We start from the raw sequence: 12,415 nt of genomic DNA on the forward strand, positions 1-12,415 counted from the left end.
ATTTGTAAGATAAGCTAATGATTTGAGTGTTAACAATGACAAGTCTCACTTGTTGTGATGTGAAAGGAAATAGTTATAAATTGAAAGTATTATTTAACTTCATTGTGCTTTGCGAAACCAATTGAAGATGTAATTTTAAACTCATGAAACGAGCCATGAAAATAGACTTAAAACAGGTGGATGACATAATTGGCGAATTTCATCCCGATTAATCGGGACAAGTAGTGGCAATAAAAAGCAAAATATAAACAGATGAAAGTATTCAAATTTGGAGGTGCCTCTGTTAAAGACGCTGCTGGAGTGAAGAATCTGGCAAAAATAGTGGAACAACACGATGACAGTTTAATGGTTGTAGTTTCGGCTATGGGTAAAACAACCAATGCAATGGAGGCCTTGGTTGAGGCTTACATGATGCGTGATTTATCATTAGTAAGTGAGCGTTTTGGAACTGTGATGGATTATCACATACAAATATCGGAGGCTTTATTCGATGGTGGTGTCAGCTGTATTTCTGAATTATTAAGTCTGTTGGAAGACAAGCTAAAGACTGAGCCTTCTCTTAATTACGATTTTGAATACGATCAGATTGTGCCTTTTGGGGAGCTATTGAGTACAACTATTGTGAGTGCTTATTTAAATGTGGTAGGGTATACTAACGAGTGGATTGATATACGAAAATATATTCGTACCGATGACTGTTACCGAAGTGCGAATGTTAACTGGGATTTAACAGCTCATTTACTGAAGAGTGAGATTGAATTTTCGCAGAAGCAGGTATTTGTAAGCCAGGGGTTTATTGGCTCAACTGAAAATAACTTGACCACCACATTGGGTAGGGAGGGGTCTGACTACACTGGAGCCATTTTAGCACACGTGTTAGAGGCCGAGTACCTGGCCATTTGGAAAGATGTACCAGGTGTACTAAATGCCGACCCACGCTGGTATCCAAAGGCAACTAAGGTTAAGGAGCTATCTTACTGGGAAGCCATTGAGCTGACTTATTATGGAGCACAAGTGATACATCCCAAAACATTAAAGCCTTTACAAAATGCGCAAATACCATTACTGGTAAAGTCTTTTGTGGATGCATCGGAGCCAGGTACGATAATTAAAAGTAGCGAGCAGCACGAATATTTGGGTCCTATTTATGTTCTAAAGCAAGATCAGGTTTTGATATCGGTGTCGCCCAAGGACTTCTCATTCATTATTGAAGAGAGCTTAAGTGTTATTTTTCAAATATTCTCGAAGCACCGTATTAGTTTAAATCTGATGCAGACTTCGGCACTTAATTTATCGGTTTGTGTTGATGACTCCAATAGGCTGGAGGCTGCTATTGCTGATTTACAGCAGCAGTTTGTTGTTAGGTATAATGTGGATTTGGAATTGTTAACCATTCGCCATTACACCAATGAGTCAATTGATAAGATGTTATGTAATAAAGAAGTGATTGATTCACAAGTGAGTCGTAAAACGGCTCGTTATGTGCTCAAAAAGACCGAATGGCTGTTTGATTAAACAAATATCCCCCACTGATAAATGGGGGATAGTATGATGTTTTGAATGATTGATAGTTTGCTTAATCCAAGATGGGGGATAAGCACCTGATTCTCTAGTTCATTTTGACATAAAAAGCCGCCTTATAACCTCTTAGTTCGCCAGTGTCTGACAAAAATTCGTAAGCCAAAAGTATGGCTTGTACTTTTTTAGTCATGCGCACCTGCTGATCGTCAAAATACCAGGTTTCCCAAAATTGTAACTTGCCCACCTTTTCACGACTAAAGTCTTCCTGCTCCTCAATAGCCCTAACCTCAGAAACAGATAACTCGGTATGTGTGTCATAATTGTAGGCTTTTGCTTTACGCTCGTAAACGGCTTCAAACAGTTCATCAACCAACTGGCTTCTTTGTAATTGACTCAGGCATTGTTCTGTCCATGTGTCGTTGGGGTTGGTGTTTTTTATCAACACCGGATAAATAATGGTGTCGGCCAAACAAATGCCTGCTGTTTCGTTGGTGATTGTCTGCTTTGAAGCATCGCGATTTTGACAAGCTTGCAGTGTCAATAGAAAACACATTGCTCCAAGGGTAATGTGTTTTAAGTGTTTTAATTTCTTCATTCGTAGTTTATTATCTTTCAAAAGTAAGACGCTCTCCTCTTAAGTTGGTATCTACCTTATCGTTGGCATAGGCTTGCTGCCCGTTAACAATGGTTTGCTCTACTTTATGCGAGAAAGTAGTGCCCTCAAATGGCGACCAACCGCATTTGTAAAGAATGTTTTCAGGTTTTACTTCCCAGCTCTCGTTCGGATTAACCAATACCAAATCGGCTTTATAACCTTCGCGAATGTACCCGCGCTTTTCTATTTGAAACAGAATGGCAGGATTGTGGCACATTTTTTCAACCACTAACTCATAAGTGAAAATACCTTGTTTTACCATCTCCAGCATCGAAACTAAAGCATGTTGAACCAACGGTCCGCCCGAGGGAGCGCTAAAATATTTGTTATTCTTTTCTTCAATGGTGTGTGGAGCATGATCGGTAGCTACCACATCAAGGTTGCCATTATTTAAACCTTTGCGTAAAGCATTACGATCGCTCTCAGCTTTTACTGCCGGATTCCACTTGATGCGTGATCCATATTTGTCGTAATCAGCATCGCTAAACCAAAGGTGGTGTACACATACTTCGCCAGTCACCTTTTTGTCTTTCAAAGGCATGTCTTTATCCAGTAGATCCAGTTCTTCGGCCGAGCTAAGATGCAAAATGTGTAGTTTGGCACCGTGCTTACGCGCTAATTCCGATGCTTTTTTAGATGACTTATAACAAGCTTCGGCCGAACGAATCACCGGATGGTATTTGAACGGCATGTCTTCGCCAAACTTATTTTTGTAAATGGTGGTGTTCTCTTGTATGGTTGCTTCGTCTTCGCAGTGAGTGGCAATAATAGTCGGGCACTCGGAGAAAATACGTCCCAATACCTCTTCTTTATCAACTAGCATATTACCTGTTGATGAACCCATAAAAACCTTTACCCCACATACTTTTTTAGGGTCAGTTTTTAGTATTTCATCAATGTTATCGTTGGTGGCACCCAGGTAAAACGAGTAATTGGCCGGAGATACTTTAGCAGCCATCTTGTATTTTTCTTCCAAAACCTCCTGCGTGGTGGCCTGTGGTTTGGTATTGGGCATTTCCATAAAAGAAGTGATGCCGCCTGCAACCGCCGCACGCGATTCACTTTCGATATTGGCCTTATGGGTTAAGCCTGGCTCGCGAAAATGAACCTGGTCATCAATGGCACCAGGAAGTAATAATAAACCAGTGGCATCAATTGTTTTATCAGCATTAGGTAGTTCGTTGCCTGTAATGATTTGTTTGATCAAGTCATTTTCAACAAGAACACTTCCAACTTCTTTAGTGCCCTCATTAATGATGGTGGCATTTTTTATTAATAGCGTAGACATATTCTAAAAGTTATTAGTGAAAAGCATATTATTAACAGCAAACTACCTGGCAAAGTTCACATTATTGCCACTAAACGTCAACTCTCTTATAGGATTTAAACCAACTGTATATTTTCATTTTCATTACACCCCAAATGGCTTCGTTAAAAATACCACCACTCATTTTGGAGGTGCCTTGGGTACGATCGGTAAACACAATGGGTACTTCAGCTATTTCAAAGCCAAATTTCCAAGCTGTAAACTTCATCTCTATTTGAAAGGCATAGCCTATAAATTTTATTTTATCCAGCTCAATGGTTCTCAATACTTTTTGACTGTAGCATTTAAAGCCAGCCGTTGTATCCATAATCTTCATGCCAGTAATAAAACGCACATATACCGATGCGAAGTACGACATAAGAACGCGACCCATTGGCCAATTAACCACATTAACACCTGATACATAGCGAGAACCTACGGCCATGTCGGCACCTTTAAGGCAGGCATCGTGCAAGCTTATTAAATCCTTGGGAGGATGTGAAAAATCGGCATCCATCTCAAAAATATAATCGTACTGACGTTCTAAAGCCCATTTAAAACCAGAAATATAAGCAGTGCCCAATCCCAGTTTACCCTTGCGTTCGAGTATGTGCAAGCTGTTGGGGTAGTCATTCATTAAGCGCTTTACAATGTCGGCTGTTCCATCGGGCGAGTTGTCTTCTACAATCAAAATTTCAAAGGCTCGAGGCAGGTCAAAAACAGCTTTAATAATGGCTTCGATGTTTTCTTTTTCGTTGTATGTGGGTATGATAACCAGATTGCGCGTGTTCTCCATATATGGTTTGCCAAATAAGGGGTGTGAGCCCGTTTAAATTCCTTTTGTTTTCAAAAGCCTAAAGATAATAAGAATTTTACTTGTTGCTCGGTAGTTCGCACCAGGAAGAGTGCTATAGGTGTTTTTTTGACTTACTACATGCACACAATTATTTACCAAATATACCATATCCTTTAGCTACCTTTGTGCCCATGCAACAATTAAGTAAATCAATTCAGGTAGCATTACGTCAGCTTAATATTCATGCGCTGAATGAGATGCAGGAGAATACCATTGCCAGTGTTAACAGTGGCGAAGATGTGGTTTTGTTATCGCCAACCGGTTCGGGTAAAACATTGGCATTTTTGTTACCACTTATTGAACAATTAGATAGGGGTAGTAAGGATGTACAGCTATTGGTGTTGGCACCTGCCCGTGAGCTGGCTCTGCAAATTGAGCAGGTTTTTAAAAGTTTACGTACCGGATATAAGGTTAATTGTTGCTACGGAGGACATTCGGTACGTACTGAAATTAATAACCTAAAGCACCCACCAGCTGTGTTGATTGGTACGCCGGGACGTGTGGCCGATCATCTGCGTCGCGAGTCCTTTGATCCATCCAACATTCGTTTTTTGGTTTTGGATGAGTTTGATAAAGCCCTTGATTTGGGTTTTCAAAAAGAAATGAAAGAAATCATCCGTGAATTAAAGCAAGTTAATCAGCGGGTGTTAACATCTGCCACCTCAATGGATGAAATACCATCATTCACAGGCTTGAAGCATCCCGAGGAGTTGAACTTTATTGAAGATGCTGTGAAGCCGCCCAAACTTTCCCTTAAGGGAGTAAGGGCCGAGGGACGTGATAAATTGGATGTGTTTGTTCGTTTGATCAGTCATCTGGGCAATGTACCCATGTTGGCTTTTGTCAATCATCGCGAAGCAGCCGATCGTATTAGTAGTCATTTGAGTAATCAGGGGGTTGAGCATGATGTGTTTCATGGTGGTATGAAGCAGGAGGAGCGTGAACGCTCGTTATTGAAATTCAGAAACGGAAGTCATCATTTACTTATTACTACTGATTTGGCATCACGCGGGTTAGATATACCTGAGATAGAATGTGTGATGCACTACCATTTACCATCTAAGGAGGATGCCTATATACACCGTAACGGACGAACGGCACGTATGCATGCCGAAGGTACGGCCTATTTAATTATGGCCGAGGATGAGGATGTGCCTGAATATATTAACGATGAAGTGCATTTTGATGAAGTGCCAGACGACTTGCCTTTGCCTGCTTTGCCCCAGTGGCAAACCATTTACATTGGTAGTGGTAAAAAGGATAAAATTAATAAGGTTGATATCGTAGGCTTGTTCCTTAAAAAAGGGCAATTGCAAAAGGATGATTTGGGACTGATTAATGTGTTGGATCGTGCTGCATTTGTGGCTGTTCGCCGAAGCAAAGTGCAGCAGGTGCTTAAAGTTCTTAAAAACGAGAAAATTAAGGGTAAAAAGCTGAAGATGGAAGTGTCTAACTAATGTTTGGGTGCATGCTTAGAATACTAATATGATGGTCGTGTTTTAACATGGCCATTTTAATTTTATTCCTCCTTTTACTGATGCTGCATTAGCTAAAGCCAAGTGTAAGGGTGGCGGCTATTATTTTATTTCAGCACCCTCGTAAACAAAATTGCCACCAATTCCCATTTGTGCTTTCTTAAACATAGCTGTGGCCACTTCGTTGGCCTGTATGGGTTTGTACTTTCTAAGCCTACCTTTTAATAGCGGGTTGAAAAGGGGCATGATAAGTTCCGATGCTTTCTCTCCAAAGCGGAATTCGTTGCGCTTACCCAGTAATAACGATGGTCTGAAAATGTGCGTTGCCGGCAGTTGTAAAGCACTAATCGCATCCTCCATCTGGCCTTTGGTTTGTAAATAAAAATTAGAGGTGTTAATGCTGGCTCCCACAGAGCTGACTACCGAAAACTGCTGACCACCATTGTTTTTACACCACTCGGCTAATTGCACTACATACGTATAATCTACTTTTGTAAAGGCTTCTTTGCTGCCGGCTGCTTTAATGGTAGTACCTAAACAGCAATACACGTCATCTATGGCTTCTTCAATTTTTAATTGCTCTATCAGTTCAAAATCAATTGTTACCTCTTCCAGCTTCGAATGCTGAAGAGCCAGTGGCCGCCTCACCAAAGCATATACTTTTTGGTAAGTGTTGCTGTTCAAAAGAATTTGTAAGAGCGACTGGCCAATAAGACCTGTGCTGCCTGCTATAAGTGCTGTTTTCATCTGTTTTAATACTAGTATCAAGATTCAAGTATCAAGACACAAGACTGATTTACAGAATATAAATAAAGGTTCTTTAATCATAGTCCTGCGTGTTTATAGCTTAATCATGATGGTTTTATATGTCTAAAATTTGTATTCATTGGCCACTATTTGTCCCGATTTATCGGGATGGAACTCGCCAAAATTAATCATGCTCCTGTGTAAGAAGCTGTTCTCATGGCTCGTTTCATATTTGCAAGGTAGTGTAAAAAAATACCGGATGAACTCTTATTTAATTAGATATCCATCCGGTGAAACGTTTTATTTCTTATGAGTCGTGATCAACCTGGGTACTTTACCAGTCTAATCCGTACTGATCGCTAATGTCTAATGCAGGCATTGGTCCATCTAATGGCTTTAAGTCTTTTACATACCAGTCCATCCAATTAATCTGACGGTACAGCACATCAATGCGCCCTACTTGCTTGCGGTTGCCGTGTCCTTCGCCCGGATATTGTACCAGCCTAACTGCAGGGTGGTCGTTCATTTTCATGCGTCGATACAGTTCCAGACTTTGTGATGGGTGAATCCGCGGATCGGCTGCACCACCATAAATTAATGTGGCCGTTTTACTCTTATGAGCATGGTAAATAGGGCTTTGTTTAAGATTCATTTCCCATTGTTCTTCCAAAGACTCGCCACTATGCACGTGCAGCTCTTCGTAGGCAATGTCAGTGGTTCCTTTTTTACTAATTACATTGGTAATACCCACAAACACAGCAGCTGCCTTAATGTAATTAGTATAATAGGTAGCAAACCAAGCCGAAGCATATCCGCCATAGGAGCCACCGGCCATACCTACTCTGTTTCTATCGGCGCCATAGTTTTCAATTAGGTATTCAATACCATCGGCCAAGTCGTCAAATTCCTTACCTGCAGGGTCTTCAAAACCATGCATGGCAAAATCAACGCCATAACCTGTACTGGCACGATAGTTAAAGTACACAGCTAAATACCCTTTGCCTGCCATTATCTGGCCTGGTGTTGAATAGCCAGTTAGCCACCCGTTGGAATGATGTGATTCTGGTCCGCCATGTACATATACCATCAAGGGGTACTTTTCGCCCTGTTTGTAACCGACAGGTTTCATCAATAAACCCTCTATTTTTAAACCATCGCGCGCTTCAAAACTAATCAACTCCTGTTCGCCAAGGGCTGTTGTCATTAACTCTGGGTTAAGGTGTGTAAACTTTGATAGTTTGCCCTTGCCATTCCATGTGTAAATGTTCGACATGTCTTTGGGAGTACTTCCGCTAAAGGCAAATGATTTGAAATTAGATGAGACTACAGGACTGCTAAATATAACACCTGAAGTTTTTGAGTCCAGAATAAGCTTTCGTTGCTTGGTGGTAATATCTACTGCAAATAATTTGGGGTTAACACCTTCGTGGGCTAAATACACCAGTTCCTTATTGTTTTTCCATCCCGACCAGTTGATGTGTCCTTTATATTTGTTCGGTGTTAAGTTGGTAATGCTTCCATCGGCAATAGTTACTTTATATACCTGGCTAACGGCATGGTCGTGTAAATCAAAAGCGCCTGTATAGCTTAAGTGTATGCCATCAGGACTAAAGCTATAATTGCCTAGTTTACCCACGTTTTTAAGCACTTGCTTTACATTCATATTGACTAAGTCATAAATATGAATCTTCCTAAACATGTATTTCTGATCGATCAGCTTGAGAGCCGTGGATGTATAGGCTAATTGCTCTCCTTTGGTATCAAATTTAAAGTCCCAAATATTTACACCTTCGGTAATTTGTTTAACGGCGCTTTGTTTGAAGTCATCATCCAACTCAACTAAGAAGAGGTTATCGTTTTTAATGTTCTCTTCAAAAAAGATGAAGTCGTAACCACGCTTTTTAAGCTCTTTCTCTTCGGTTGTGGTAGGTGTAGTTGATGTGTAAGCAAAGCCTTTGCCGTTCGGATGCCAGGCAAATGAATTGATACTACTGGCACTTTCTGTGGCCTGACTGGCTTTGCCTCCGCTTGCAGGGCGAACAAAGATCTGGTAACCATTGTCAGTTTTCTTCTTAAAAGCAAGTATTTTACCATCAGGACTCCATTGTGGCGCACTTACTTTTTCTTCTTCATTAAATAGGTGCGTGCTTTTGTAGGTTTTTAAATTGGCAACCATATACGAAACGTGCGAACCACCCGGTGCTTCGTTGGGGGTGCGTGGCGTGTAAATGGTATATAATACTTGTTGTCCATCGGGGTGCATTTGTACTGCCCTGGTCGATTTAAGATTGAGCAGCTTCTCAGGACTTAGTGTATTCTGCGCATGTATTATTCCAATGCTGGACGTGATAAATAAAGCCAATAGCAGGTAGGCTTTTATAAATGTTTTCATAATTGTATTGTTTGATTATGGAATAAAGATAAAAAGAAAGTGAGTGAATTGTTCTTATTTAGTTGCTACGATTATTAAGAGTATCAAAAATAAGCTAGTTTCGTACAAAAAAAAGATATGCCCTGGGAAAAGAAATGGTTTCAATTTACGGTATTGATGTTGCTTGCTTTTATATGGGGCAGTTCATTTATCTTAATGAAAATCGGATTAAAAAGCTTTGATAATATCCAGGTGGCTTCCTTGCGCATGGGTTTTGCCTCTTTATTTCTGATGCCAGTGGCTTTGCGTCATCTTAAAAAGCTTAAGCGCAAAGATGTTTTGCCGTTAATTATTGCTGGCTTTGTAGGCAACCTCATTCCTGCTTTTTTATTTACCAAGGCTCAAACCGAAATAGACAGTTCATTGGCCGGCATGCTTAATTCACTAACGCCAGTATTTACTTTAATTGTAAGCGTGGTGTTTTTTAGGATGAAGAGTAAGATGAGTCAGTTTATTGGTATTGGCTTGGGTTTGTTGGGTGCTCTGGGTTTAATAGTTTCGGGCAGTAGTGTGTCCATTGCTAATGTAAATGCTCATGCCTTTTTTGTAGTGGCAGCAACTGTTTGTTATGCTGTAAATATTAATGTGGTAAAGGCGTATTTAACCCATTTGAGCGGTATTCAAATAACATCCTTGTCTTTTTTGTTTTTCGGACCCGTTGTGTTTTATCTGTTTTTTAGCTCGGATATAGATGGTGCGATGCAGCATGCCGATTGGTTATCGCACTTGGGTGCTATGGCTTTACTGGGCATTGTAGGTACTGCAGTGGCTATGTTACTAATGAATACCTTGATTAAGTACTCTTCACCCGTATTTGCTTCTTCTGTTACCTATGTTATTCCCATATTCGCTATTATGTGGGGGATGTTAGATGGAGAGGTGGTTACCTCGTTTCACGTATTGTTTATGGGGGTTGTTCTTTTGGGCGTTTACCTTATTAATCGTAAAAAATAAAGGCTGCCCTAATAAAAGAGGCAGCCTTTACTCATATCTAAAAGTCTAATTATTACTTGTTCTGTTGCTTAATTAGATTTAAAGCAGATCCGGCCTTGAACCATTCGATTTGTTGTGCATTGTACGAGTGATTGGTAATGATCACTTCTTTTGATCCATCGGCATGTTCCAACTCAAGTTGTAATGGTTTGCCTGGTGCAAAAGCATCTAAGTCAAGGAAGTTAAATGTGTCATCTTCTCTAATCTTATCGTAATCAGCCTCTGTGGCAAAGGTTAAACCAAGCATTCCTTGTTTCTTCAAGTTGGTCTCATGTATTCGGGCAAAGCTCTTGACTATTACCGCACGAACACCCAAAAAGCGTGGTTCCATTGCAGCATGCTCACGCGAAGATCCTTCTCCATAGTTATGATCCCCAACCACAACGGTAGGAATGCCTTGTGCTTTATAGGCTCTTTGCGTGGCAGGTACTTCGTCATACTCGCCTGTTAGCTGGCTTTTTACTTTGTTGGTTTCTTCGTTAAAGAAGTTAACTGCCCCAATAAGCATGTTATTCGATATGTTATCAAGATGACCACGGAACTTCAACCAAGGTCCAGCCATGGAAATATGGTCGGTAGTACATTTGCCTTTGGCTTTAATTAAAAGTTTGGCTCCTGTAATATTATCTCCGTTCCAAGGTGTAAAAGGTGTAAGTAGTTGCAAGCGCTCACTGTCAGGATTAACTACAACGTCAATGCCCGATCCATTGGCTGCGGGAGCCTGATAACCTGCATCCTCTACATCAAAACCTTTTGTTGGTAACTCATCACCTTTAGGTTCTTCTAGTTTTACCGCTTCTCCGTTTTTATTGGTTAGCGTATCGGTAATAGGGTTGAAACCAAGGTCGCCTGCTATGGCTAAGGCCGTCACTAACTCAGGAGATCCAACAAACGCATAGGTATTTGGATTACCATCGGCACGTTTAGCAAAGTTTCTGTTGAACGAATGAACAATCGTGTTTTTTTCTTGTTTTTCGGCGCCAGTACGTGCCCACATACCAATACACGGGCCACAAGCATTGGCGTATACTTCACCACCCATTTGGTTAAACGTATCAATTAAGCCATCTCTTTCGATGGTGTAGCGAACCAATTCTGATCCTGGCGTGATTTTAAACTCACCTGCCGCTTCCAGGTTTTTGTCAGCTGCTTGCTTGGCAATAGATGCTGCACGAGAAATGTCTTCATATGATGAGTTGGTACATGAACCAATTAGGCCTACTTCAATTTTTAGTGGCCAGCCGTTTTTCTCAGCTTCTTCGCGCATCTTTGAAATAGGAGTCGCTTTATCCGGCGTAAAAGGTCCGTTTAAATGAGGCTCTAAAGTGTTAAGGTCTATTTCAATTACCTGATCAAAATACTTCTCAGGGCTAGCATAAACTTCTGCATCGCCTGTTAAGTGTTCTTTAACTTCGTTAGCAGCCTTTGCGATATCGGCACGGTTGGTTGCCTCGAGGTAACGAGCCATTGATGCATCGTAACCAAAGGTTGAGGTTGTAGCTCCAATTTCGGCACCCATATTACAGATTGTACCTTTACCTGTACAGCTGATTGATTCAGCACCTTCACCAAAGTATTCTACTATACATCCTGTTCCACCTTTAACGGTTAACAAACCAGCAACCTTAAGAATAATGTCTTTGGGAGCCGTCCAGCCATTAAGCTTACCAGTTAGTTTCACTCCAATTAGTTTCGGGAATTTCAACTCCCAAGGCATGCCCGCCATCACATCAACGGCATCAGCACCACCTACTCCAACGGCTACCATTCCTAATCCTCCGGCATTAACCGTGTGTGAATCGGTACCAATCATCATTCCTCCAGGGAAAGCATAGTTCTCAAGTACTACTTGATGGATAATACCAGCACCAGGTTTCCAAAAGCCAATGCCATATTTGTTAGAAACCGAACTTAAGAAGTCGTAGACCTCTTTATTCGTTATTTCAGCTGTTGCTAAATCTTTATCTGCACCTACTTTTGCCTGAATAAGGTGATCGGCATGTACAGTAGAGGGAACCGCCGCCTGTGCTTTACCGGCTTGCATAAACTGTAGCAAAGCCATTTGAGCTGTGGCATCCTGCATGGCAACACGGTCAGGATTAAAGTTAACGTAAGCATTGCCTCGTTCATATGCTGAGTTAGGCGTTTCTTCAGCCAAATGTGCATACAAAATCTTCTCGGTAAGTGTTAAGGGTTTGTCAAGCAATTGACGAGTTTTTTCAATTTTCCCGGGTAGCTCGGCATACACCTTTTTAATCATTTCAATATCAAAAGCCATTTTACTATTGGTTTAGTATAAGTAATATCGATTTTTCCTTTTAGCGAATAACAAATCTACTAAAAACTGCTTATTTATCACCATCTTTTTAAACAGATCAAAAGCGATTTGGTTCTTTGTATACCTTGTATTTGAATAGTTTTAGTAACTTGA

General features: G+C 40.8%; 9 protein-coding genes. 3 read left to right on the forward strand and 6 right to left on the reverse strand.

Annotated elements, in window-relative coordinates; translation table 11 throughout:
* The first annotated feature begins 252 nt into the window (after positions 1 to 252).
* On the forward strand, positions 253 to 1,515 hold the full coding sequence (locus FNN09_RS14830; protein ID WP_143303153.1) for an aspartate kinase: 1,263 nt from the start codon (positions 253 to 255) through the stop codon (positions 1,513 to 1,515).
* A gap of 94 nt (positions 1,516 to 1,609) precedes the next feature.
* Here FNN09_RS14830 and FNN09_RS14835 read toward each other — a convergent pair whose 3' ends face one another.
* From FNN09_RS14835 to FNN09_RS14845, 3 genes are all read right to left on the reverse strand, one after another.
* Positions 1,610 to 2,116 (reverse strand): hypothetical protein, encoded by a 507-nt coding sequence (locus FNN09_RS14835; RefSeq protein ID WP_143303154.1) that lies wholly within the window; start codon positions 2,114 to 2,116, stop codon positions 1,610 to 1,612.
* Positions 2,117 to 2,126: 10 nt separating this feature from the next.
* Entirely contained in the window at positions 2,127 to 3,464 is a 1,338-nt protein-coding gene (locus tag FNN09_RS14840) for a dihydroorotase (RefSeq protein ID WP_143303155.1), read from the reverse strand.
* Positions 3,465 to 3,534: 70 nt separating this feature from the next.
* The gene (locus FNN09_RS14845; protein WP_143303156.1) at positions 3,535 to 4,278 is read right to left on the reverse strand and encodes a polyprenol monophosphomannose synthase; all 744 of its coding nucleotides are present in this window, start codon (positions 4,276 to 4,278) and stop codon (positions 3,535 to 3,537) included.
* 191 nt (positions 4,279 to 4,469) lie between these two features.
* On the opposite strand from FNN09_RS14845, the gene FNN09_RS14850 reads away from it, so the two are divergent.
* A complete protein-coding gene (locus FNN09_RS14850; RefSeq protein ID WP_143303157.1) occupies positions 4,470 to 5,795 on the forward strand; it encodes a DEAD/DEAH box helicase in 1,326 nt (441 codons plus the stop codon).
* A 120-nt stretch (positions 5,796 to 5,915) separates the two neighbouring features.
* Here the strand turns inward: FNN09_RS14850 and FNN09_RS14855 are convergent, their stop codons facing one another.
* Entirely contained in the window at positions 5,916 to 6,560 is a 645-nt protein-coding gene (locus tag FNN09_RS14855; protein WP_143303158.1) for an oxidoreductase, read from the reverse strand.
* 334 nt (positions 6,561 to 6,894) lie between these two features.
* Positions 6,895 to 8,952 carry a S9 family peptidase gene (locus FNN09_RS14860; RefSeq protein ID WP_143303159.1) on the reverse strand — a complete coding sequence of 686 codons (2,058 nt, stop codon included), beginning with the start codon at positions 8,950 to 8,952 and terminating at the stop codon, positions 6,895 to 6,897.
* Positions 8,953 to 9,069: 117 nt separating this feature from the next.
* Between FNN09_RS14860 and FNN09_RS14865 the strand changes: the two genes are divergently transcribed.
* A complete protein-coding gene (locus tag FNN09_RS14865; protein ID WP_143303160.1) occupies positions 9,070 to 9,945 on the forward strand; it encodes a DMT family transporter in 876 nt (291 codons plus the stop codon).
* Positions 9,946 to 9,997: 52 nt separating this feature from the next.
* Here FNN09_RS14865 and FNN09_RS14870 read toward each other — a convergent pair whose 3' ends face one another.
* Entirely contained in the window at positions 9,998 to 12,262 is a 2,265-nt protein-coding gene (locus tag FNN09_RS14870) for an aconitate hydratase (RefSeq protein ID WP_143303161.1), read from the reverse strand.
* Between the last annotated feature and the right edge of the window lie 153 nt (positions 12,263 to 12,415).

The organism is Carboxylicivirga sp. M1479, from assembly GCF_007097485.1.
Classification (GTDB): Bacteria; Bacteroidota; Bacteroidia; order Bacteroidales; family Marinilabiliaceae; genus Carboxylicivirga.

Coding starts and splice junctions, on each gene's coding strand:
- FNN09_RS14845 (WP_143303156.1), bottom strand. CDS start 4,278: ATGGAGAACACGCGCAATCTGGTTATCATACCCACATACAACGAAAAA.
- FNN09_RS14860 (WP_143303159.1), bottom strand. CDS start 8,952: ATGAAAACATTTATAAAAGCCTACCTGCTATTGGCTTTATTTATCACG.
- FNN09_RS14835 (WP_143303154.1), bottom strand. CDS start 2,116: ATGAAGAAATTAAAACACTTAAAACACATTACCCTTGGAGCAATGTGT.
- FNN09_RS14830 (WP_143303153.1), top strand. CDS start 253: ATGAAAGTATTCAAATTTGGAGGTGCCTCTGTTAAAGACGCTGCTGGA.
- FNN09_RS14865 (WP_143303160.1), top strand. CDS start 9,070: ATGCCCTGGGAAAAGAAATGGTTTCAATTTACGGTATTGATGTTGCTT.
- FNN09_RS14850 (WP_143303157.1), top strand. CDS start 4,470: ATGCAACAATTAAGTAAATCAATTCAGGTAGCATTACGTCAGCTTAAT.
- FNN09_RS14870 (WP_143303161.1), bottom strand. CDS start 12,262: ATGGCTTTTGATATTGAAATGATTAAAAAGGTGTATGCCGAGCTACCC.
- FNN09_RS14840 (WP_143303155.1), bottom strand. CDS start 3,464: ATGTCTACGCTATTAATAAAAAATGCCACCATCATTAATGAGGGCACT.
- FNN09_RS14855 (WP_143303158.1), bottom strand. CDS start 6,560: ATGAAAACAGCACTTATAGCAGGCAGCACAGGTCTTATTGGCCAGTCG.